The sequence below is a fragment of the Kitasatospora sp. GAS1066B genome, assembly GCF_041262605.1.
Lineage (GTDB): Bacteria > Actinomycetota > Actinomycetes > Streptomycetales > Streptomycetaceae > Kitasatospora.
In genome coordinates, this window is the sequence record NZ_JBGCCO010000021.1 from 66,977 (window position 1) to 88,597 (window position 21,621).

Here is a 21,621-nt window from a genome sequence, read left to right on the forward strand (position 1 = left end):
CTCCAGTCAACTATCCGTGGAGTTACCACGGTTGGTGGTGAGCGAGAGTGCGCGCCTGGCGGCGGCCAGCTGCCGGGGGTCCCAGCCCGGTCGGGGCACGGAGTCCAGCAGCAGCCGGGTATAGGGGTGTTGGGGCGTGGCCAGGACCTCGGCGGTGGGCCCTGACTCGACGATCCTGCCGTGGCGCATGACGATGACGTCGTCGGTGACGCAGCGGACGACGCCGAGGTCGTGGGTGATGAACAGGTAGCCGACGCCGGTCTGTGCCCGGATGTCGGCGAGCAGGTTGAGGACCTGCGCCTGCACGGAGACGTCCAGCGCCGCGACGGCCTCGTCCAGGACCATGACCGCGGGTTCGACGGCCAGCGCGCGGGCGATGGCGACGCGTTGGCGCTGGCCGCCGGAGAGCCGGCGTGGCAGGGCACTCGCGGCCCGGGTGCCGAGACCGACCTGGTCGAGGAGCTCGGTGATCCGGCGGGCGTGGTCGATGTCCGGGAAGTGCAGGCGGAGGGCTTCGCGCAGCGCCGCCTCGACGGTGGTGCGCGGGTCGAGGGAGAGGTAGGGGTCCTGGAAGACCAGCTGGATCTGGCGGGCCCGTGCCAGGCGTCGGGCCTTGCCCCTGGCACGGGCGGTGCGGTCGGATCCGTGCAGCAGCACCTGTCCGGTGTCGGCCCGTTCCAGGCCGACGATGATCCGGGCGGTGGTGGTCTTGCCGGAACCCGACTCGCCGACGATCCCGAGCGAGCCGCCTTCGGCGAGCGTGAAGGAGACGTCGTCGACCGCCCGGACAGTGCCGAACGTCCGCCGCAGGCCGGTGACTTCGAGCACGGTGTCAGGCATCGGCAGCACTCTCCTCGAGACGGTCGCTGTGGTGGCACGCCGCCAGGTGACCGGGGGCGCCTGGTGCGGACTGCGGCTCCGGGGCCTGTGTGGTGCAGAGCTGGGTCGCGAAGCGGCAGCGCGGGGCGAACGAGCACCCGGTCAACTCGTGCCGCAGATCCGGCGGTTGGCCGTCGATGGCGGCAAGCCGGCCACCGGGGGCGGCAAGGCGTGGGGTGGCCGCGAGCAGGGCGAGGGTGTAGGGGTGGCGGGGGTCGGTGAACAGGGTGGCGGCTGGGCCCGTCTCCACGATCCGTCCGGCGTACATCACGTAGACCCGGTCACTGATGGCGGCGGCGAGCCCGAGGTCGTGGGTGACGAACAGCAGCCCGGTGTCGAAGCGTTCCTTCAACTCGCCGATCAGTGCGACCACTTCCGCCTGGCTGGTGACGTCGAGCGCGGTGGTGGGCTCGTCGGCCAGGAGCAGGACGGGGTCGCCCATCAAGGCGGCGGCGATCATGACGCGTTGCAGCATGCCGCCGGACAGCTGGCCGGGGTGGCGGCGCAGGACCGAGGCGTCGAGCCCGACGGCCGTCAGGAGTTCGGCGGCACGGCGGGTGGCGTCCGGCTCGCTCATGGCGCCGGTGAGGCGGACACTCTCGGTGAGGAAGTCGCCGACGCGACGCAACGGGTTGATCGCGGCCCGCGGGTCCTGGAAGATCATCGCAACCCTGCCCGTGCGCAACGCGCGCAGTTGCTGCGGGTCGAGAGCAAGGACGTTCTCGCCGGCGACCTCGACCGCACCCTCGGTCTCGGCGCCCTTCGGCAGGAGGCGGAGCACGGTTCGCGCGGTCAGGCTCTTGCCGGAACCGGATTCGCCGACCAGGGCGACGGTTTCGCCGGCCGCGATGTGGAGGTCGACGCCGTCGAGGACGGGTCGGGCCGTGTCGGGAAGGCGCAGGCAGAGGTTCCTGATGTCCAGGGTGCGGGTCATCGGTCCCTCCTGGCGACCTGGTCGGCCCAGCGTTCGCCGACGACGTTGAAGGCGACGACGGTCAGCACGATCACCAGGCAGGGCAGGATCGCGGAGAGCGGGTAGCCGCGTTGGATGGCGGTCTGGCCGTCGAAGACCATCCGCCCCCAGTCGGGGGTCAGCGCGGGGACACCGAGTCCGAGGTAGGACAGGCCCGCGAGGTCGATGAGGGCGTAGCCGAAGTTGATGGTGGACTGGGCGAGGACGACGGGGGCGATGTTGGGGATGACGTGCCGCAGGCAGATCTGCAGCGAGGAGTGGCCCTGGACCTGGTAGGCGGCGACGTAAGGGCGTTCACGCTCGGCGAGGACGAGGGAGCGGGTCAGCCGGGAGACGTAGGGCAGGTAGGCGATCGCGAGGGCGAGGACGGGGGCGAGCAGTCCCTCGCCGTAGACCGTGACGATGAGGATCGCGAGCAGCATGCCGGGGAAGGCGAAGACGAGTTCGGTGCTCCGCGAGAGCACGGAGTCCAGCCAGCCGCCGCGCCAGCCCGCGGCGACGCCGACCGCGACACCGGCGAGGGTGGCGAAGACGACGACGCCGAGCGGGCCGATCAGCGAGGTGCGGGCGCCGAGCAGCAGCCGGGAGAGGGTGTCGCGGCCTGCGGCGTCGACGCCGAGCAGGTGGTCGGCGGACGGCCCGGCGAGCACGTTGCCGAGGTCGACCGTGTTCGGGTCGCCCGGGGCGAGCCACGGCGCGAGCAGCGCCGCGAGGACGACCAGCACGACGAAACCGAGGCAGGCCAGGTAGAGCGGTTGCCGGGCGGCCCGGAGGCGGGCGAGGCCGGGCCGGCGGGTGAGGGCGGTGGTCATGCGGTGGACCTCCGGGCTCCGAGGGTGACCGTGGGATCGACCAGCGGGAAGAGCAGGTCGATGATGAGGTTCACGGTCATGAACAGCCCGACGATGAACAGCGAGATGGCCTGGACGGTGGGGAAGTCCTTGGTGGTGGTGGCGAGTTCGAGGAGCTGTCCGATTCCGCCGATGCTGAACGCGGACTCCACCAGGACGGTGCAGATGATCAGGGTGGAGACGATCAGGCCGCCGGTGGTGAGCACGGTGCCGAACGCGTTGCGGAACACGTGGCGCCAGATCACCTGCCGCTCCGGGACGCCGCGGCTGCGGGCCACGGCGACGTGTTCGCTGTCCAGTTGCTCGAGCATGGCGGCGCGGGTGACCCGGGCGAGCATGCCGATCAGGTACAGGGCGAGGGCGATCGCGGGCAGGATGAGGTGCCGGATCATGTCCCCGAAGCCCTGGCCGGTGCCGCTGGTGGGGAACCAGCCGAGGCGGACGGAGAACAGTCCTTGCAGCAGGATGGCGGCGACGAAGGACGGGGTGCCGACCGCGACGGTCGTGGCGACCAGGATCGTCGAGTCGGTGGCCCCGCCGCGCACCGCGCCGATCCAGCCCAGCGCCAGGCCGACCACGACGACCAGGACGAGTGCCATCGCGACCAGCAGCAGGGTGCTGGGCAGCCGGTCGGCGAGCAGCTTCGAGACGCCGGTGCGGTACTCGATCGAGCGCCCGAAGTCGCCGTGCAGCACCTGGCCGAGCCAACGGAAGTACCGCACGAAGAAGGGGTCTTGGAGGTGGTACTGGGTGTTGATCTCCGCCAGGGCGGCCGGTGAGGCCGACCGCCCGGAGAGCAGGAAGCTCGCCGGATCGCCCGGCGCCAGGTACATCGCACCGAAGATCACGAAGGAGGCGCCGAGCAGGGTGGCGGCCATCTCCAGCAGCCGCCGGACGGCGAATCTCGCGAAGCTCACCTGGCCGCCCCCACGTCGGCTGCCCACGGGTAGTACATGTAGGAGATCGTGGTCGGGGCGCCGGTGATCCGCTTGTTCATGAACAGCGAGGTCGGCCACTGCGCGACCGGGATCCACAGCGCCTGGTCGGCGGCCTGCCGGTTCAACCGGGCCTCGATGGCCAGGCGCTGGGCCGGGTCGTACGTACCGACGGCCTGCTTGACGAGGTCGTCGTAGGCCTTGTCGCTGTAGCCGGCGTAGTTCTGGTAGGAGCCGGTCTGGAAGTTGGTGAGCAGGTCCATCGGGTCGGTGATGGACAGGTAGTACGTCTCGGGGAACATGTCGATCCCCTCGCGCGCCTTCGGGTCGGTGAACAGCGCGGTGAAGGCGTCCGGGGCGATCGTCTTCAGCTGGATGTCCAGCCCGATCCTGGTGCCCGCCGACTGCACGGCCGTGGCCAGCAGCGAGACGTCCTGGCCGATCGAGCTGGTGGCCATGGTGAGGGTCTTGCCGCGCGCGCCGGCGTCCTTGATCAGCTGGGTCGCCTGCGCGATGTCCTGCGCGGTCGGCTGGAGTCCTCCGAGGGCCGCCTGCTGGGTCGCCGCGTCCGCTGCGGCCCAGGCCGCCTTGCTGGTGAGGGAGGTGGTCGCCGTGCCGTTGCCGCCGAGGCCGGTGCTGACGAAACCGGCACGGTCGATGGCCAGCGAGAGCGCCTTGCGGACCCGGACGTCGCCGAGTGGGCCGTGCGTGTTGGTGACGTTGACGTTGACGGTGCTGAGGCCTTCGCCGAAGTAGAGGGTGCCGGCGCTGCTGTTCTTCAGGCGGGCGTAGCTCTCGGTGGGGATGAGGTAGCCGCCGTCGGCCTCGCCGGTGAGCAGGGCGTTGGTGCGGGCGGACGGGTCGGTGAGGAACTCGAAGGCGACCTTCTTCGACTTTGCCCTGGCGCCCCAGTAGTCGTCGAAGCGGTCCAGCTCGATCGACTGGCCCTTGGTCCAACTGCCCAGCCGATACGGGCCGGTGCAGTCGAGGCTGCCGCTGGTGCCGTAGTCCTTGCCGGCCGCCTGCACACCCCGCGCACTGGCGACCACGCCGGCGGCGGTGGCCATGTACTGCGGGAACTGGGAGTCGGGGGTCTTGAGCTTGACGGTGACCTGGAGCGGTCCGGTCCTGGCGATGGTGTCGACGTTCTGGAACTCGTTCGCCCAGGCGCCGCCGTTGTCCGGGTTCCGCTGCCGGTCCAGGCTGAACACCACGTCGTCCGCGGTCATCACGGTGCCGTCATGGAACTTGACGCCGGGGCGCAGGTCGAAGACCCAGGTGGTGGGGTCGGGGTTGGTGGCCCGCTCCGCCAGTCCGGGCTCCTCCTTGAGCTGGGGCGTCCAGCGCATCAGGCTCTCGCAGATGTTGGACAGGACGGTGTTCTGCGGGTAGTCGAAGGCCTGGAGGTAGTCCAGGGTCGGCGGCTCGGCGTAGAGGGCCCAGCTGAAGGAGTCGAGCTGGCCCTTCGCGGCCGGGGTGTCCGCCGACAGCGTGTAGGCGTCCTGGCCGCCGGGGCCGCTCGGCTGCGGCGGGCCGGCGCAGGCGGCGACCAGCGCGAAGGCACTCAGGGCGGAGGCGGCCAGGGTGATCCCGCTGGCGTGCCTCCCGCGTCTTCCCGGGCGCGGCGGTGTGGGGGGCATCGGCGCTTCCTCTCCGATTCTGGTGGGGGTCAGGGTCTGCTGGACGATCGGGCTCTGATGGAGGATCAGGCACGCGCGCGGGCGGCCGGGACCTGCTGGGTGATGCAGTGGACGCCGCCCCCGCCGTAGGCGATGACACGGGTCCGCACGCCCACGACCTTGCGGCCGGGGAAGGCGCGAGCGAGCACGGCCAGGGCGCCCTCGTCCTCGGGATGGTTCGCGACGGGGGCGACGACGCCGCCGTTGGCGAGGTAGAAGTTCAGGTACCCGACCTCGGTCCGCCTGCCGGCGACCTCGACCCAGGCGGCCTGCGGGAGGTCGATGATCTCGAACGGACGGCCCTGGGCGTCGGTCGAGTGCTCCAGGACGGCGCGGTTGGCGCGCATCCGCACGTAGTCGGGGTGCTCGGGGTCGGCCGGCAGCTGGACAACGACCTGGCCGGGGGCGACGAAGGCGCAGACACCGTCCACGTGCCCGTCCGTCTCGGTGTCCAGCAGCCCGCCGTACGGAAGCCAGATGACCTTGGTGACGCCGAGCCGGGCCTTCAGCTCGTCCTCGATCTCCGCGCGGCTCATCCCCGGGTTGCGGTTGGGGTGCAGCAGGCACTGCTCGGTGGTGATCAGGGTGCCTTCGCCGTCGACGGTGATCGCACCGCCTTCCAGGATCATCTCGGAGCGGATCACCGGAACACCGAGGTGCTCCAGCAGCAGCGCGCTCAGCTTGTCGTCGGCGTCCCACGGGTGGTGCTTGCGACCCCAGGAGTTGAACCGGAAGTCCACACCGGCGCGGTGCCCGTCCTCGTCCAGGACGAAGATCGGCGCGGAGTCACGGAGCCAGGAGTCGTCCATCGGCAGCTCGACGACCGTGACGCCGTCGCCGCACCTCTCGCGGGCCTCGTCGCCGTACCCGGGCGGCACCGCCATGGTGACCGGCTCGAACTGCGCGATGGCACGGGCGACCGCGGCGTACTCGCGCTTGACCTCGTCGAGGGTCTCGCCCCACAGGTCCGGCCGGACGGGCCAGGCCATCAGGCAGCCGTCGTGCTCGGTCCATTCGGCAGGCATACGGAAACTCACGGCGACCTCTTCCTGTTCGATCCAGAACTCGCAAGTGGGGAACGGGGGGTGTGATGTGCCCCGCATCCTGCACCGAACTGAAAATTCAGTCAAGGTAGAGTGAGCAACCATGTCGGATCGTCGGACGGAAATACTCAAGGCAGCCACCCGCGTGATCGCGCGGCGGGGCGTGCGCGGACTGCGCGTCAGCGAGCTGGCGGCAGAGGCGGGGGTGTCGACCTCGCTGATCTACTACCACTTCACCGATCGCGCCGGGATCCTCCGCCAGACGCTCGAGTTCATCAGCGACCGCGCCGACCGCTACACCGCCGAGCGCAGCCCCGGGACCTACCCCGACGACGCCCGGGCCGACCTGGAACAGGTCCTGCTGCTCGAACTCCAGGACACCCCCGAGGTGCGGGAGAACAGCACCGCCTGGGGAGAGCTGCGCGCCAGCGCGGTCTTCGAGCCCGACCTGCGCGAGGACCTGGCCCGGGCCACCCACACCTGGGTCCACGAGATCGCCGATCTGCTCGCCCGCGCCGATCCGCTGGGCACGGCCCCGGCGCACGCGGCCGCCGCCGAACGTCTGACGGCCCTCATCGAGGGCCTCAGCGTCCGCTGGCTCAGCGGCTCCCTGCCGCTGGACCACGCCCGGCACCTGCTCGAAGGCGCCATCGACGCCGAGCTGGGGTCGCGTAGGGTATCGGACCATGGCCGGTCGTAGAACAGCAATCATGGAGGCCGCCGCGCGCGTGATCGCACGGCGGGGGGTGCGCGGTCTTCGCGTGGAGGAACTCGCCGCGGAGGCCGGTGTGTCCACCGCGCTGATCTACTACCACTTCAAGGACCGCACCGGGATCCTCCGCCAGACGCTGGAGTTCATCAGCGACCGCGCCGAGCGCTACACCAGGCAGCAGGAAGCGGGCAGCGAACCCCTCAGCGCCCGCGAGGAGTTGGAGCAGTCCCTGCTGCTGGAGCTGCAGGACACCCCCGAGGTGCGGGAGAACAGCACCGCCTGGGGAGAGCTGCGCGCCAGCGCGGTCTTCGAGCCCGACCTGCGCGAGGACCTGGCCCGGGCCACCCTGGTCTGGGTCCAGGAGATCGCCGAGATCCTCGGGCGGATCCAGCCGATGGGATCGGCGGTGGCACTGGCCGGCGCAGCCGAGCGGCTCACCGCGCTGCTGGAGGGCTTGAGCGTGCGCTGGCTCAGCGGCGGGCTGCCGCTGGACCACGCCCGCGCCCTGATGGCCGCCGGTATCGACGCCGAGATCGCGCGACTGCGTCCGTAGGCGCCCCGGCGTCCGATCCGGGCGCAGACACGCGGCCCGATGCTTGACTGAATTTTCAGTCAGTGTCAGAGTGGGGCCCATGAAAGACTCGCTTCTGCGCCCCCAGGTGCCCAGGGACGACGTGCCGCACGCCCGGACATGGATGTCCTGGCCGTCGCGCAAGTCGGTCTGGGGACGTCAACTGCGCGGAGTGCAGGAGGACATCGCGCTGATCGCCCGCACGATCGCGCGCTACGAGCCCGTGGTCCTGTGCGCACCGGACGACTACTCGGTCTCCCAGGCCCAGCACGCCTGCGGCCCGAGCGTCTCCGTGATCGGCTCGATCCCGACGGACGACCTGTGGATGCGCGACATCGCCCCGGTCTTCCGGCGTGACGGTCGCGGCGGACTGCAGGCGATCGGGCTGAACTTCAACGGCTGGGGCAGGAAGCAGGTCCACGCCGACGACGCCCACGTCGCCGGGAGCGTCGCCCACCTGACCGGCCTGCCCTTCATCCGCGCCGACTTCGTCGGTGAGGGCGGCGGCATCGAGACCGACGGTGCCGGCACGGTCATGGCGACCGAGAGCAGCCTGGTCAACAAGAACCGCAACCGCGGCTGGAGCCGCGACGAGGTCGAGGCGGCCGTCCTCGACGTGTATGGCGCGGACAGGATGATCTGGGTGCCCGGCATCAAGGGCAAGGACATCACCGACGACCACATCGACGTCACCTCCCGCTTCGTCCGCCCGGGTCTGGTGCTGGTCCAGCTGCCACCGGACGGCCGCAAGGACGCCTGGGCGCGGGATGCGCGCGAGCAGTTCGACATCCTGACCGCGGAGACCGACGCGCGGGGACGACGGCTGGAGGTCGTCCGCGTCGAGGGGCCGGACAGCGTCCGCTCGCGGCGCTCCGACTTCGTCGACTCGTACCTCAACTTCCACGTCGTCAACGGCGCCGTCATCGCCGCCCAGTTCGGCGACGACTACAAGGACGCGGCCGCCAAGCGGACCTTGGAGGCGGCCTTCCCCGGCCGTGCCGTCGTCCAGCTCGATGTCGACCGCCTGATGGCAGGCGGTGGCGGCATCCACTGCTCGACCATGCAGGAACCGCTCCCGTAGACCAGTACGGCACCCGGCACCGCCCCCCGATCCCCGGAGAACCACGTGGCCCTGTCCGCCCTTTCCCGCCGTACCGTGCTGCGGTCCCTCGCCGGTGCCGGCGTCGTCGCGCTCGGCGCCGCGGCCTGCACCGGGCCCGACGGCTCGGCCGGACCCGGCACGCCAGCCTCCAACGGGCTTGTCCAGCCCGACAGTTCGACCAGCGCGACGGCCGGACGCCGGCTCGGCGCCGAGTGGGAGAAGCACGCGCGCACGTTCATGGCGTGGCCCGCGTCGCAGGAGACCTGGGGTGGGCAGCTCGACGCCGTCCGCAAGGACATCGCAGGCGTGGCGCGGGCGATCGGGAGCCGCGAGCCGGTCGTCCTGCTGGTGCGGCCCGGCCAGGAGGCTTCGGCGCAGAACGCCTGCGGCTCGGACATCGAGATCTTCTCGACCCCGGTGGACGACCTGTGGGCCCGCGACACCGTGCCGGTGTTCGTCGAGGAGGCCGGAAAGGTGAAGGGCGTCGACTTCAACTTCAGCGGCTGGGGCGGCAAGCAGCAGCACGCGAACGACGCCGGCGTCGCCCGCGCGGTCCTGGCAAGGTACGGCCTGGACCGGATCGGCACCCCGGTCGTCGCCGAGGGCGGCTCGTTCGAGAGCGACGGCCGGGGCACCCTGCTGGTCACCGAGAGCTCGGTGGTCAACGACAACCGCAACCCCGGCAAGAGCCGTGACCAGATCGAGGCGGACCTCAGGACGGCCCTGGGCGTGACCAAGGTGATCTGGCTGGCCGGCGTACGCGGCCAGGACATCACCGACGCGCACGTGGACTGCCTCGCCCGATTCGCGGGCCCCGGTGTCGTGTTCCTGGACCAGGCCTTCCCCGGCATGCCGGCGGACGTCTGGTCGCGCTCGGCCGACCAGGCCCGGACCGTCCTGGCGGGCGCCACCGACGCGACCGGCAAACCGCTGACGGTCATCGACCTCCAGCAGCCGGACCCCGACCTGATCACCGGCCGCGGCGAGGCCTTCGTCTCCTCGTACCTGAACTTCTACATCGGTGACAAGGGCGTCTACCTGCCGCTGTTCGGCGACCCGAAGGCCGACGAGCACGCGCAGGGGCTGATGAAGGAGCACTTCCCGAACCGCGAGATCGTCCCGCTCCAGATCGACACCATCGCCGGTGGTGGCGGCGGCATCCACTGCTCCACCCACGACCAGCCGGCCGGGTGACACCGTGCGGCTGACCCCGACCGAGCGCGACCGGCTGCTGATCTTCACAGCCGCCGAACTGGCCCGCGCCCGCCGCCTGCGCGGGCTGCTGCTCAACGTGCCCGAAGCCACCGCGCTGATCGCGGACACCGTCTGCGAGGCAGCGCGCGACGGCCTGCGGTTGGCCGAGGCGATCGAGCGCGCCCGCTGCGTGCTCGGGCCGCAGGACGTCCTGCCGGGCGTGCCGGACCTCGTCACCGAGGTCAACGTCGAGGCGGTGTTCGCCGACGGCACCCGGCTGGCGGTGGTCCCCGACCCGTTCGGCGGCGGGAGCCTGGGCGAGGCCGCGCCCGGTGCCGTGATATCCGGCACCGACACGGCGTACCTGCCGCAGCCGGTCCACACTCTGACGGTCCGCAACACCGCGACGGTGCCGGTGAGCGTGACGTCCCACTTCCACTTCTTCGAGGCCAACCCCCGGCTCGACTTCGACCGCGCCACCGCCTACGGCATGCGGCTCGCCGTCCCGGCCGGCTCGTCCGTGCGCTTCGACCCGGGCGCGGTGATCGAGGTCGGACTCGTCCCGATCGGCGGTGCCCGCGTCGCGATCGGCTTCGCCGGGCTGGTCGACGGCCCGCTGGACGCACCGGGCGCCAAGCAGCAAGCGCTGCGCAGAGCCGCCGCGTGCGGCTACCTCGGAGCCCTGACCGACGAGTTGGAGGGCAAGCGGTGAGCACGACGATCGAACCCCACGAGTACGCCGCCGTGCACGGCCCGAGAGCCGGTGACCGGGTGCGCCTCGGCGACTCGGGCCTGGTGGTCCGGGTCGAGTCCGACTCGCAGCTGCCGGGCGAGGAGTTCCTGGTCGGCTTCGGCAAGACCGCCCGCGACGGACTGCACCTCAAGGCCGCGGCCGTCCGCGAGACCTGTGACGTGGTCATCAGCAACGTGCTGGTGATCGACGCGATCCAGGGCATCCGCAAGACCTCCATCGGGATCCGCGAGGGCCGGATCGCCGCGATCGGCCGGGCCGGCAACCCGGACACGCTTCAAGGGGTCGACGTGGTGGTCGGTACCGGCACCACGATCGTCTCCGGCGAGGGCCTGATCGCCACCGCCGGCGCCGTCGACACCCACGTGCACCTGATGTCCCCGCGCATCATGGAGGCCTCGCTCGCCTCCGGTGTCACCACGATCATCGGCCAGGAGATCGGCCCCGCCTGGGGCGTCGGCGTCAACTCCCCCTGGGCGCTGCGCCACGCCTTCAACGCCTTCGACGCCTGGCCCGTCAACATCGGTTTCCTGGGCTGGGGTTCGTCCTCCGACCCGGCGCCGCTGGTCGAGGCGCTGGCCGAGGGCGGCGCCTGCGGCTTCAAGGTGCACGAGGACATGGGCGCCCACACCCGCGCCCTGGACACCGCACTGCGCGTCGCCGAGGAACACGACGTCCAAGTCGCCCTGCACACCGACGGCTTGAACGAGTGCCTCTCGGTCGAGGACACCATCGCCGTCCTGGAGGGCCGCACCGTCCACGCCTTCCACATCGAGGGCTGCGGCGGCGGACACGTCCCCAACGTCCTCAAGATGGCCGGGGTCCCGAACATCATCGGCTCCTCCACCAACCCCACCCTCCCCTACGGCCGGGACGCGGTCGCCGAGCACTACGGCATGATCGTCTCCGTCCACGGGCTCAAGACCGACCTGCCGGGCGACGCCGCGATGGCCCGCGACCGGATCCGCGCCGGGACCATGGGCGCCGAGGATGTCCTGCACGACCTCGGAGTCATCGGCATCACCTCCTCCGACGCGCAGGGCATGGGCCGCGCCGGCGAGACCGTCCGCCGCACCTTCGCCGTGGCGGCCAAGATGAAAGCCGATGTCGGTCCCTTGGCGGGCGACGGGCCCGACGACGACAACGCCCGCGTCCTGCGCTACATCGCCAAGCTCACCATCAACCCCGCCATCGCGCACGGCCTCTCGCACGAGGTCGGCTCGATCGAGGTCGGCAAGCTCGCCGACCTCGTGCTCTGGCGGCCCGCGTTCTTCGGCGCGAAGCCCCAGCTGGTCCTCAAGGCCGGCTTCCCCGCCTACGGCGTGACGGGCGATCCGAACGCGGCCACCGAAGCCTGCGAACCGCTCGTCCTGGGGCCGCTGTTCGGCGCGCACGGCGCGACGGCCGCCGACCTGTCGGTCGCGTTCGTCGGCCGGGCCGCCGCCGAGTCCGGTTCGTTCGGCCGTCCGTACGACGCCATGGCCACCCGGCGGCGCCGGGTGGCGGTCAGGGGAGCCCGGGGCATCGGCCCAGCCGACCTGATCCGCAACGCCCGCCTGGGCGACGTCCAGGTCGACCCGCGCAATGGCCTGGTGACCCTCGACGGCACCCCGGTGCGGTCCGAGCCCGCGCAGGACGTGCCGCTCAGCCGCCTCTACTTCCTCTGACACCGGGAGCAGTCCCACCGTGCCCGGGCACGGTGGGACTGCTCCCGGATTGGTGCCGGTGGGGCTCAGCTGGGCAGCGTCCACTGCTGGTTGGCGCTGTCGTAGCAGGTCCAGATCTGCAGCCGGGTGCCGTTGGCGGAGCTGGGGCCGGTGGCGTCCAGGCACTTGCCCGAACTGGGGTTGACCAGTTCGCCGTTGGACTGGGGCTGCCAGACCTGGGCGCCGCTGCCGTTGCAGTCGTACAGCTGCACCTGGGTGCCGTCGGCGGTGCCGGCGGCGGTCACGTCCATGCACTTGCCCAGGGCGCTCAAGGTGCCGTTGGTACCCACGGTCCACTGCTGGGCCCCGGTGCCGTTGCAGTCGTAGAGCTGGACCGCCGTGCCGTTGGCGGTGGCGGCGCCGGCCACGTCCACGCACTTGCCGCCGTAGCCGGTGATCTGGCCGGTGCGGCCCGGGCCGGGTCCGCCGCCGGTCAGCTGGTTGAAGATCCGGGAGTAGGCGTAGCCGGTCGGCTTGTCGTAGTAGTCGACCTCCCAGAAGGAGAGTTCCTGGACGCCTCGGGCGGCGGCGAAGCTCTCCAGGGTCTGCGCGTCGGACTGCGAGAAGTACTCGTTGTCGTCGTTCTGGCCGGCGATCGGGGTCAGGCCGAGCCGGCCGTAGGCGGCCGAGGTGGAGATGCCGTAGAGGCCGGCGAGCTGGCCGGCACTGGCGGTGGCGGCCGACTCGGCGTCGTTCAGCGCGTTCTCGCCGTTGCCGAAGTCCATGGTCATGATGTTGACCGCGCTGACGTTGACGCCCTGGCTCTGAGCGTCGGTCAGCACGCCGTACTCCTGCGACGGCAGCCCGTTCGGGGCCACCGCGAGGGTGTACGCCACCTGCACCGAGGGGTTCTGCGCCTGCAGCGCGGCGAGCGCCTGGTTGCGGCGCTGGTTGGCGGCGGTGTCGCCCAGGGTGCCGCCCTCGATGTCGAAGTCGAGGCGGGTCACACCGTAGGTGTTGACGATGTTGGCGTAGGCGGCGGTGAGCGCGGAGACCGAGGTGCAGGTCTGCGCCAGCTCGCCGCCCTGGGCGCCGCCGAACGAGATGATGACGCTGCCGCCGGCCGCCTTGAGCGCGTTGATCTGCGAGGTGTAGGCGCCCACCGGGTCGCCGCCGGCCTCCCACTGCGCGGTGCAGCCGGACTGCGGGATGAGGAAGGCGAGCGTGTAGTTCTTCAGACCGGTGGCGTTCATGTCGGACGCCAGGTCGGCTGCGGTGCCGCTGCTCAGCTGCAGGTAGGGGGCGGCGAAGTGGGCGGGAAGAGCTGCGGTCGCCGCGTGTGCCTGGCCCGCGCTGCCCAGGAAGGCGGCGGCGGAGGCGACGACGGTCGTGACGAGCGTGGCGGTGCCGTGTTTGAAACGCATCAGGGGCTCCGTAGGTGGCCGATGGCGGGGGTGTTTCATCCGACCCGAGCAGAACGGGAGTCTGCGCGCGCTCATGACACCTCGTCAAGGCTTGTAACAGGAAACCTTCCCAATGAATCACCAGAACGGACCGCCCCAGACCCGCCGCAACGGTTCCGACCTGCGCACTTGCCTACCTGCGCACGATGTTGCCGGAACGCGGTTCACCGCCCGATCGCGTGCAGAAGATGAAGCCCCACATGGTCTGGACCACTAGACCGTCCAGTAGGCTGGCGTTGCCTCAAGTCATCTGATTCACTGCATAGTTGCAGCTCCCCCGAGGCAGCACGAGGGCCACCCACCGGGATGAACGGAAGCCTTGACGCGGCGGCATCGGCTCTGCTTCCTTCAAGAAACAAAATCCCGCTCGGGAGAGGTCACCATGAAACGCTTCCTGAAGCACGGTCGGCCGACGCGCCGCCTGGCCGGACCGGGGGCCGCCGCGGTCCTGGTCGCCGCCGCGCTCTCCACGGTGGGCGGCGCGACGGGCGCGCACGCCGCCGTCTCCAGTTCAGCCTGGTACAACCTGGTGAACGCCAACAGCGGCAAGTGCGTGGACGCCGCTTCCGGCGCCACCGCCAACGGCACCGCCGTGCAGCAGTACACCTGCAACGGCACCGGCGCCCAGCAGTGGCAGTTGCTGCCGGCGACCGATGCCGGCTACTACGTGATCGTCAACGCCAACGGCGCCCAGCCGGCGATCGACGTGGCCGGTCCGTCGACCGCCGGCGGCGCGCAGATCCACCTCTGGTCGAACGGCGGCTGGAGCAGCCAGGAGTGGCAGCCGGTGGCCGAGAGCGGCGGTGGCTACCACTTCGTCAACCACTACAGCGGGCTCTGCCTTGACGTACCGTCCGCCTCGACCGCGGACGCGGTGCAGCTGCAGCAGTACACCTGCAACGGCACGGCCGCGCAGTCCTACGCACTGAACCAGGTCGGCGGAAGCGCCCCGCCGCCCAACCCGAACAATCCCGACCTGGGACCGAACGTCAAGATCTTCGACCCGTCGATGTCCGCCGCCAGCATCCAGTCGACCATCAACTCGGTCTACGGCTCCCAGCAGTCGAACCAGTTCGGCACCGACCGGTACGCGCTGCTGTTCACGCCGGGCAGCTACGACGTCGACGTGCCGGTGGGCTTCTACACCCAGGTGGCCGGCCTCGGCGCGTCCCCCGACGACGTCTCGCTGACCGGCGGCGGCATCCACGTGGACGCCGCCTGGTCCGGCGGCAACGCCACCCAGAACTTCTGGCGCGACGTGGAGAACCTCTCCGACACGCCGAGCTCGGGCACCCTGGAGTACGCGGTCTCGCAGGCCGACCCGTTCCGCCGGGTCGACGTGCACGGCAACATGACCCTGGACGACTACACCTCGGGCAACAGCAGCAGCAACTGGTCCTCCGGCGGGTTCATCGGCGACTCGAAGGTCTCCGGCCAGATCAACTCCGGTACCCAGCAGCAGTACCTGACCCAGGACAGCACGATGGGCAGCTGGGGCGGCTCCAACTGGAACATGGTCTTCGTCGGCGACAACGGCGCCCCCGCGCAGTCCTTCCCGACCTACACCACGGTGGCCCAGACGCCGACCGTGCGGGAGAAGCCCTACCTGTACGAGGACTCCACCGGCCTCTACAACGTCATGGTGCCGGCCCTGCGCACCAACGCCACCGGCCCGGACTGGACCGGCGGCAGCACCGCGGGCACCTCGATCCCGATCACCCAGTTCTACGTGGTGAAGGCCGGTGACACCGCCGCCACCATCAACGCCGCGCTCGCCGCCGGCAAGAACCTGCTGGTCACGCCGGGCGTCTACCACCTCAACGCGCCGCTGAACATCACCAAGCCGGACACCGTGGTGCTCGGACTCGGCATGGCGACCCTGGTGCCCGACAACGGCGTCACCGCGATCACCACCGCCGACGTGAACGGCATCGACATCGCCGGACTGATCGTCAGCGCGGGCACCACCAACAGCTCCTCCCTGGTGCAGATCGGCCCCGCCGGCGCGACCGCCTCGCACGCGGCCGACCCGACCAGCCTCCAGGACGTGTTCTTCCGGGTCGGCGGCGACGTGGCCGGCCAGGCCACCCGGTCCCTGGTGGTGAACAGCAACGACACCATCGGCAACGACCTGTGGATCTGGCGGGCCGACCACGGCAACGGCGGCACCTTCGGCTGGAACACCAACACCGCCGCCAACGGCCTGGTGGTCAACGGCGACAACGTCACCATGTACGGCCTGGCGGTCGAGCACTACCAGCAGTACCAGACGCTCTGGAACGGCAACGGCGGCCGGACCTACTTCTACCAGTCCGAGATGCCCTACGACGTCCCGGACAACGCGAGTTGGACCCCCGGCGGCGGGCAGAACGGCTACCCCTCCTACAAGGTCGCCGACTCCGTCACCTCACACCAGGCCTGGGGGCTCGGCGTCTACTGCTACATGAGCACCAACCCGTCGGTGGTCGCCGACCGGGCGATCGAGGTCCCCGGCAGCGGCTCGGCCTTCCACGACATGGTCACCGTCTCGCTCGGCGGCAGCGGCACCATCAGCCACGTGATCAACGGCTCCGGGGGCCAGGTCTCCAGCGGCTCCACGGTGACGTACCTGACCTCGGGTCCCTGAGCTCGGATCCCTGCCCCGGGCAGGCACCGGCCGTCGCCGGGTTCGGGCCACCGGCCCGGGCCCGGCGACAGTGCGTTCGGCTACCATGCTGACTGTCGCATGATCGGTACGCTGCGTCAGCTCACGTTCATCCTGAGGACCGGGGAGGGGTTCTTTTGACCAGGACACTCCAGGAGCGACTGAACGCGCTGTTCGAGACGGTCCACCCACCCGACCGAGGCCCCTACAGCAACCACGAAGTGGCCGACCTGCTGCGCGAACGCGGTGGCGCCTCCCTCTCCCACGTCTATCTGTGGCAGCTGCGCACCGGGCGGCGGGACAACCCCACCAGGCGGCACCTCGAGGCGCTGGCGGGGTTCTTCGGCGTCCCCGCGGCCTACTTCTTCGACGACAGCACCGCCGACAGGGTCACGGCCGAGCTGGCCTTCCTCGGTGAGTTGCGCAACAGCGGAGTGCAGCGTGTCGCCCTGCGGGTGGCGGGGCTGTCACCGCAGAGCATGGAGCAGGTGCTCGCCACGGTCGAGCAACTGCGCGCACAGGAAGGGCTCCCGGCCGGCTCAGCCGACGAAGGAACGGACCGGAACCCATGAGAGGCGGCCTGCGCAGCAGCTGCCGGCGCTTCGTGCGTGGCCTGGACCTGCCGCGCGTCAGCAGCGTGCGCGAGCTCTTCCCGGTCGTCGAGAACCTCTCCGGTTACCCGATCCGGACCCTCCCCATCTCCGAGGACATCGCGCAGGGCTTGTGCGGCCTCTGGATCCGCTCGCAGAGCACGGACTACATCTTCGTCCACCCGGACACCAGCCCCGCCCACCAGGACCACATCATCGCGCACGAGCTCGGACACATCCTCCGCAACCACCAGGGTCTGCCGGTCCTCCCGTCGGCCCCGTCGGCCAAGCCGGTCGCCGACCGGCTGGTCCCCGACCTCGACCCGAGGGTGGTCAAGATGATGCTGGGCCGCACGAGTTACGAACACGACGACGAGGAGGAGGCGGAGTTGATCGGCACCTACCTGCAGCGCCACGCACACCGCCCGGGCCCGCGCCGCCAAGGCGACGATCCGGTGGCGGACACGTTGCTGCGCGAAAGGCGGTGACACGGGTCCATGCAGCAGTTCCTGCACCCGGTCTGTCTGACCCTGGCCGTCACCGGCTTCCTGATACTGCTCTGCCCACCGCGACACCTGGGCCGGGACCGGGCGCTGACCGCCCTGGTCGGCATGTACGGTCTCTCCGGCTTCTCCTTCCTGGTGTCCCTCGATCCGGTCTGGGCGTTTCTGGGCCGCACGACCGGCAACCCGGCCATCGGCATCCTGGCCTCCTTCGGCATCGTCACGGCGCTGGAGACGCTGGAGCTCATCGTGCTGGCCCACTGGGTCCTGCCGCCGGAGAAGGCCCGCAGGACGGTCCGGCTCTGCCTCGCGGCCGGGGCGGCGGTCATCGCCGCACTGGCGACGCTGTTCCTCCTGCTCCCCGTCACCGGCGCGGTCTCCCCGCAGGCCTTCACGGCCAAGTACATCCACAGCGGCATCTATCAGGCGTTCCTGACGCTCTACATCGGTGCCTATGCCATCGGGGAGGGCATCGCCGCCGTGGTCTGCTGGCGGCGGGCCGGCGGCACGGGCGAGCCATGGATCGCCCGTGGTCTGCGCGTCGTGGGCGCGGGGGCACTGCTGACCTTCGGCTACAGCGCGGTCCGACTCGTGGACGTCGCAACCGCGGTCTTCGGCCTCCCCCATGCGTCGGCGCAGGCGGAGAACTTCGCCTGGCTCTGCGCCGACGGCGGCACCACGCTCCAACTCACCGGATTCTTCATTCCCACGCTGGCCGTGCACGCCGTCCCGAGGGCCCGGGCCTGGGCGAGCGCCTATCGCAACTACCAACGCCTCGCACCGCTGTGGCACCGGGTGCACGACGCCCTGCCCACCATCGCGCTGCAGACCTCCCGGCACGCCTCGGCGGACCGCCCGCCCGTCTGGGGCGCCACCTGGCACCTCTACCGGCGCACCGTGGAGATCCGGGACGGCCAGTGGGCCTTGCGCCACCACCTGGACGCATCCGTGCGCCACGCGGCCGAGACGCGTCACACGAGCGCCGGGCTGCAGGGCGCCGAGCTGGCCGCCGCGGTCACCGCCGACCAACTCCGCGGGGCGCTGACGGCCTACCACCGCAACGAATCACCGAAGGCCCCGACCGCCTACGCCGACGCGGGCGACCGCGACGAGGTCCGCACGCCGGACGACGACGTTCGCGCACTGCTGCGCATCGCCGCCCACTTCGCGACCGCCGCCGCGCACGAGGATGCCACTTGATGGACTGGGCGAACCAGAAGAACACCAGCGGAAAGAGCACCGACACGCCATGACGGCAAACCTCGAAGTCACCACCTCGACCTACGGACCCGGCGCCAAGTCGATCGACATCTACCGGCCCACGCCGGCCGGCCCGGCACCCGTCGTGCTCCTCTGGCACGGCATCGGTCCCGATGAACGGGACGTGCTGGCACCCCTGGCCGAGGCAACGGCCCGGCAGGGCCTGCTCGTCTACGTTCCCGACTGGCGCCCCGACGCCGAGGACGGCGGCCGCGGCCACCTCCTCGAATCCCTCCGGTTCGTCCGCGAGCACGCCGCCTCGCACGGGGGTGACGCCGACCGCACGGTGCTGGCCGGCTGGTCGGCCGGGGCCTCGGCGGCGGTGAGCCTCGCCCTGGCCCCCGAGGCCGTCGACGGTTGGCGCCCGACGGCCGCGGTCGGCATCGCGGGCCGCTACGACCGGCCGTCCCGGATCACCGGCACCAGCCCGACGGCCGAGCTGTCCCGCCCCGCTCTCGCGCCGAGTCCCGTCTGGCTCGTCCACGGCACCTCGGACACGCTGGTGAGCAGCCGCTACTCGGAGGAATTCCGCGACGCCCTGCGGGACCACGGGTGGTCGGCGCACCTCGAAACACCCGCCTCCGACCACGCGGGCGTGATCATGACCGAGTACGACCCGGACCAGAACCGCTGCCGCCCGGCCCAAGCGGAACACGCCCGCAGCGCCGGCCTGACCACCGCCGGCATCCTCGCCACCGCCGCGTCGACCACGGTTGGCCGGTGACCACCGGGCGGGCCTGAGGCACCATCACCTCCCGTACCTCCCGACGCGGCGCTAGGCAACCGAGTGCGTCACTGTTCCGGTGTAGGCACCCCCTACAGCGGAGGCCTGCACCGAGACGATCAGCGTCGGATTCCAGGTCACGGAGGTGACCAGGAGGCCTGCCTGCAAGCTGAAGGCTGTGCGGGAGGCGCTCAGGCTCGGTGCCTGCGCCGCGGTGGCCTGCCCCGGGGTAGCGGTATCCAGTCCGTCAGCTCGTTGGGCTCAGGGTGCCTCGGGCAGCAGGATGGTGATGATCAGTCCGCCGTCGGGGCGGGCGGTGGCGGTCAGGTGTCCGTGGTGGGCGTGGGTGATTGCGCGGACGATGGACAGGCCCAGGCCCGCGCCTTCGGTGGTGGTGAGGCGGGTGTGGTCGCCGCGGTGGAAGGGTTCGAGGAGCCGGTCGATGGTGGTGGGGTCGAGGTGGGGGCCGTCGTTGGTGACGGTGAGTTCGGCCCAGGTGCCGGGGTGCGGGGTGTGGTCGGGGTGGTGGACGGTGCGGGTGGAGATCTGGAGCAGGCCGGCGTGGTGGTTGTACTTGACCGCGTTCTCCAGGAGGTTGGTGACCGCGATGTCGAGCAGGGCGAGGTTGCCGCGCAGTGGTGCGGGCGCCAGGTCGGTCTCGACGTGCAGGGCGCGGGTCCGGGCTCGGGTGGCGGTGTGGTCGAGGGCCTCGGCGGTGATGTCGGCGAGGTCGTCGTCTTCCAGGTCGGTGAGGCGTTGTTCGGAGCGGGCCAGGATGAGCAGGGCCTCGATCAGGCGCTGGGCGCGGTCGGTGGCCTGGGTGACGTCGTGGGCCATGGCGCGCCATTGGGCCTGGGTGGGTTCGGGTTTGGCGAGGGTGACCTCGGTGGTGGTGCGGGTGACGGCCAGTGGGGTGCGCAGTTCGTGGCTGGCGTTGGCGACGAAGCGGCGTTGGGCGGCGAAGGCGGTGTCGAGGCGCTCCAGCATCGCGTCGAAGGTGTCGCCGAGTTCCTTGAGTTCGTCGCTGGGTCCGGCCAGGTTGAGGCGTTCGTGCAGGGTGGTCTGGCCGGCGCGGCGGGCGGCGGTGGTGATGGCGGCGATCGGGCGCAGGAGGCGGCCGGCGACCCACCAGCCGAGCAGGGCGGAGACGGCGACCACGACCAGGAGCAGCAGGAAGGCGTCGCGCAGCAGGTGTTCGGCGGCGGAGGAGCGGATCTGGTCGCTCAGGCCGACGAAGTGGTCGTGGTCGGGGTCGAAGCGGCTGGGGATCTGGTTGGCGGGCAGTGGCCGGAAGATCGCGCGGTAGAAGGCGAAGGTGAGGGCGAAGAGCAGCACGGTGCCGCCGACGGTGAACAGGGCGGCGTAGGTGAGGGTGAGGCGGGTGCGGATGGTCAGGGGCGGCAGCCGAAGCCAGCTGGGCGGCTTGGGCAGGTGGCGGGTCATGGCGTGATCCGGTAGCCGGAGCCGACGACGGTTTCCACCAGTTCGGGTTGGCCGAGTTTGCGGCGCAGCCGGTTGACGGTGACGCGGACGGTGTTGGTGAAGGGGTCGGCGTGTTCGTCCCAGGCGCGTTCGAGGAGTTGCTCCTGACTGAGGACGGCGCCGTCGGCGGTGAGCAGGACCTGTAGGAGGGTGAACTCCTTGGCGGTCAGGGAGATGGGGTGGCCGGCGCGGTGGACGGTGCGGCGCAGGGTGTCCATGGTGAGGTCGCCGTGGGTGAGCAGGGCGGTGTGGGAGCGGCCGCGGCGGGCCAGGGCCCGGATGCGCAGGGTGAGTTCGGGGAAGGAGAAGGGTTTGCCGAGGTAGTCGTCGGCGCCCAGGCTGAGGCCGTCGACGCGGTCGCCGGGGTCGGACAGGGCGGTGAGCATGAGGATCATCGGGGCGTCCTCGCGGCCGGACAGCTGGCGGCAGATCTCGTCGCCGGGGGTGCCGGGCAGGTCGCGGTCCAGGACGAGGACGTCGTAGGAGGCGTTGACGTCGATCTTGTACAGGGCATCGTCGCCGTCGTGGCTGACGTCCACGGCCATGCCTTGGTCGCGCAGCCCTTCGGCGATGCGCGCGGCCAGGCGTTGTTCGTCCTCGGCGATCAGGATCCGCATGG

General features: G+C 70.9%; 20 protein-coding genes. 11 read left to right on the top strand and 9 right to left on the bottom strand.

The features are described 5' to 3' along the window. Nucleotides 1-6 precede the first annotated feature (6 nt). From ABH937_RS23415 to ABH937_RS23440, 6 genes are all read right to left on the bottom strand, one after another. A complete protein-coding gene (locus ABH937_RS23415; RefSeq protein ID WP_370219335.1) occupies nucleotides 7-840 on the bottom strand; it encodes an ABC transporter ATP-binding protein in 834 nt (277 codons plus the stop codon). After that, the gene (locus ABH937_RS23420; RefSeq protein WP_370219336.1) at nucleotides 833-1,813 is read right to left on the bottom strand and encodes an ABC transporter ATP-binding protein; all 981 of its coding nucleotides are present in this window, start codon (nucleotides 1,811-1,813) and stop codon (nucleotides 833-835) included. The genes ABH937_RS23415 and ABH937_RS23420 overlap by 8 nt, the downstream gene beginning before the upstream one ends. Continuing rightward, complete coding sequence (locus ABH937_RS23425; RefSeq protein WP_370219337.1) at nucleotides 1,810-2,664, bottom strand: ABC transporter permease; 855 nt, start codon at nucleotides 2,662-2,664, stop codon at nucleotides 1,810-1,812. Before ABH937_RS23425 ends, ABH937_RS23420 begins: the two co-directional genes overlap by 4 nt. Beyond that, the gene (locus tag ABH937_RS23430; RefSeq protein WP_370219338.1) at nucleotides 2,661-3,620 is read right to left on the bottom strand and encodes an ABC transporter permease; all 960 of its coding nucleotides are present in this window, start codon (nucleotides 3,618-3,620) and stop codon (nucleotides 2,661-2,663) included. The genes ABH937_RS23425 and ABH937_RS23430 overlap by 4 nt, the downstream gene beginning before the upstream one ends. Beyond that, nucleotides 3,617-5,278, bottom strand: a complete 1,662-nt coding sequence (locus tag ABH937_RS23435) for an ABC transporter substrate-binding protein (RefSeq protein WP_370219339.1) — start codon at nucleotides 5,276-5,278, stop codon at nucleotides 3,617-3,619. Before ABH937_RS23435 ends, ABH937_RS23430 begins: the two co-directional genes overlap by 4 nt. Nucleotides 5,279-5,343: 65 nt before the next feature. Continuing rightward, nucleotides 5,344-6,354, bottom strand: coding sequence for an agmatine/peptidylarginine deiminase (locus ABH937_RS23440; RefSeq protein ID WP_370146623.1), 1,011 nt, complete (start codon nucleotides 6,352-6,354; stop codon nucleotides 5,344-5,346). A 109-nt stretch (nucleotides 6,355-6,463) separates the two neighbouring features. Between ABH937_RS23440 and ABH937_RS23445 the strand changes: the two genes are divergently transcribed. The 6 genes from ABH937_RS23445 to ABH937_RS23470 all read left to right on the top strand — a co-directional run bounded on the left by ABH937_RS23445 (nucleotide 6,464) and on the right by ABH937_RS23470 (nucleotide 12,357). After that, a complete protein-coding gene (locus tag ABH937_RS23445; protein ID WP_280692834.1) occupies nucleotides 6,464-7,060 on the top strand; it encodes a TetR/AcrR family transcriptional regulator in 597 nt (198 codons plus the stop codon). Further along, nucleotides 7,047-7,625, top strand: a complete 579-nt coding sequence (locus ABH937_RS23450) for a TetR/AcrR family transcriptional regulator (protein ID WP_280692831.1) — start codon at nucleotides 7,047-7,049, stop codon at nucleotides 7,623-7,625. Before ABH937_RS23445 ends, ABH937_RS23450 begins: the two co-directional genes overlap by 14 nt. A 79-nt stretch (nucleotides 7,626-7,704) precedes the next feature. Further along, entirely contained in the window at nucleotides 7,705-8,724 is a 1,020-nt protein-coding gene (locus ABH937_RS23455) for an agmatine/peptidylarginine deiminase (RefSeq protein ID WP_370219340.1), read from the top strand. Between the two features lie 51 nt (nucleotides 8,725-8,775). Continuing rightward, the gene (locus ABH937_RS23460) at nucleotides 8,776-9,939 is read left to right on the top strand and encodes an agmatine/peptidylarginine deiminase (protein WP_370219400.1); all 1,164 of its coding nucleotides are present in this window, start codon (nucleotides 8,776-8,778) and stop codon (nucleotides 9,937-9,939) included. A 4-nt stretch (nucleotides 9,940-9,943) separates the two neighbouring features. After that, nucleotides 9,944-10,651 (top strand): urease subunit gamma, encoded by a 708-nt coding sequence (ureA, locus tag ABH937_RS23465; protein ID WP_370219341.1) that lies wholly within the window; start codon nucleotides 9,944-9,946, stop codon nucleotides 10,649-10,651. After that, the gene (locus ABH937_RS23470) at nucleotides 10,648-12,357 is read left to right on the top strand and encodes an urease subunit alpha (RefSeq protein ID WP_370219342.1); all 1,710 of its coding nucleotides are present in this window, start codon (nucleotides 10,648-10,650) and stop codon (nucleotides 12,355-12,357) included. Before ureA ends, ABH937_RS23470 begins: the two co-directional genes overlap by 4 nt. A gap of 65 nt (nucleotides 12,358-12,422) precedes the next feature. On the opposite strand, the gene ABH937_RS23475 is transcribed toward ABH937_RS23470, so the two are convergent. Then, nucleotides 12,423-13,760 carry a ricin-type beta-trefoil lectin domain protein gene (locus ABH937_RS23475; RefSeq protein WP_370219343.1) on the bottom strand — a complete coding sequence of 446 codons (1,338 nt, stop codon included), beginning with the start codon at nucleotides 13,758-13,760 and terminating at the stop codon, nucleotides 12,423-12,425. A 421-nt stretch (nucleotides 13,761-14,181) separates the two neighbouring features. On the opposite strand from ABH937_RS23475, the gene ABH937_RS23480 reads away from it, so the two are divergent. From ABH937_RS23480 to ABH937_RS23500, 5 genes are all read left to right on the top strand, one after another. Next, nucleotides 14,182-16,425, top strand: a complete 2,244-nt coding sequence (locus ABH937_RS23480) for an RICIN domain-containing protein (protein WP_370219344.1) — start codon at nucleotides 14,182-14,184, stop codon at nucleotides 16,423-16,425. A 155-nt stretch (nucleotides 16,426-16,580) separates the two neighbouring features. After that, nucleotides 16,581-17,015, top strand: coding sequence for an XRE family transcriptional regulator (locus tag ABH937_RS23485; protein WP_280692823.1), 435 nt, complete (start codon nucleotides 16,581-16,583; stop codon nucleotides 17,013-17,015). Then, a complete protein-coding gene (locus tag ABH937_RS23490) occupies nucleotides 17,012-17,521 on the top strand; it encodes an ImmA/IrrE family metallo-endopeptidase (RefSeq protein WP_370219345.1) in 510 nt (169 codons plus the stop codon). The genes ABH937_RS23485 and ABH937_RS23490 overlap by 4 nt, the downstream gene beginning before the upstream one ends. 9 nt (nucleotides 17,522-17,530) lie before the next feature. Then, nucleotides 17,531-18,736: an MAB_1171c family putative transporter gene (locus ABH937_RS23495; protein WP_370219346.1), complete on the top strand. Its 1,206-nt coding sequence runs from the start codon at nucleotides 17,531-17,533 to the stop codon at nucleotides 18,734-18,736. A 49-nt stretch (nucleotides 18,737-18,785) separates the two neighbouring features. After that, nucleotides 18,786-19,520, top strand: a complete 735-nt coding sequence (locus ABH937_RS23500; protein ID WP_370219347.1) for an alpha/beta hydrolase — start codon at nucleotides 18,786-18,788, stop codon at nucleotides 19,518-19,520. 261 nt (nucleotides 19,521-19,781) lie between these two features. Here the strand turns inward: ABH937_RS23500 and ABH937_RS23505 are convergent, their stop codons facing one another. Next, nucleotides 19,782-20,963 (bottom strand): sensor histidine kinase, encoded by a 1,182-nt coding sequence (locus ABH937_RS23505; protein WP_370219348.1) that lies wholly within the window; start codon nucleotides 20,961-20,963, stop codon nucleotides 19,782-19,784. Beyond that, complete coding sequence (locus ABH937_RS23510; RefSeq protein WP_370219349.1) at nucleotides 20,960-21,619, bottom strand: response regulator transcription factor; 660 nt, start codon at nucleotides 21,617-21,619, stop codon at nucleotides 20,960-20,962. The genes ABH937_RS23505 and ABH937_RS23510 overlap by 4 nt, the downstream gene beginning before the upstream one ends. Nucleotides 21,620-21,621: the final 2 nt, after the last annotated feature.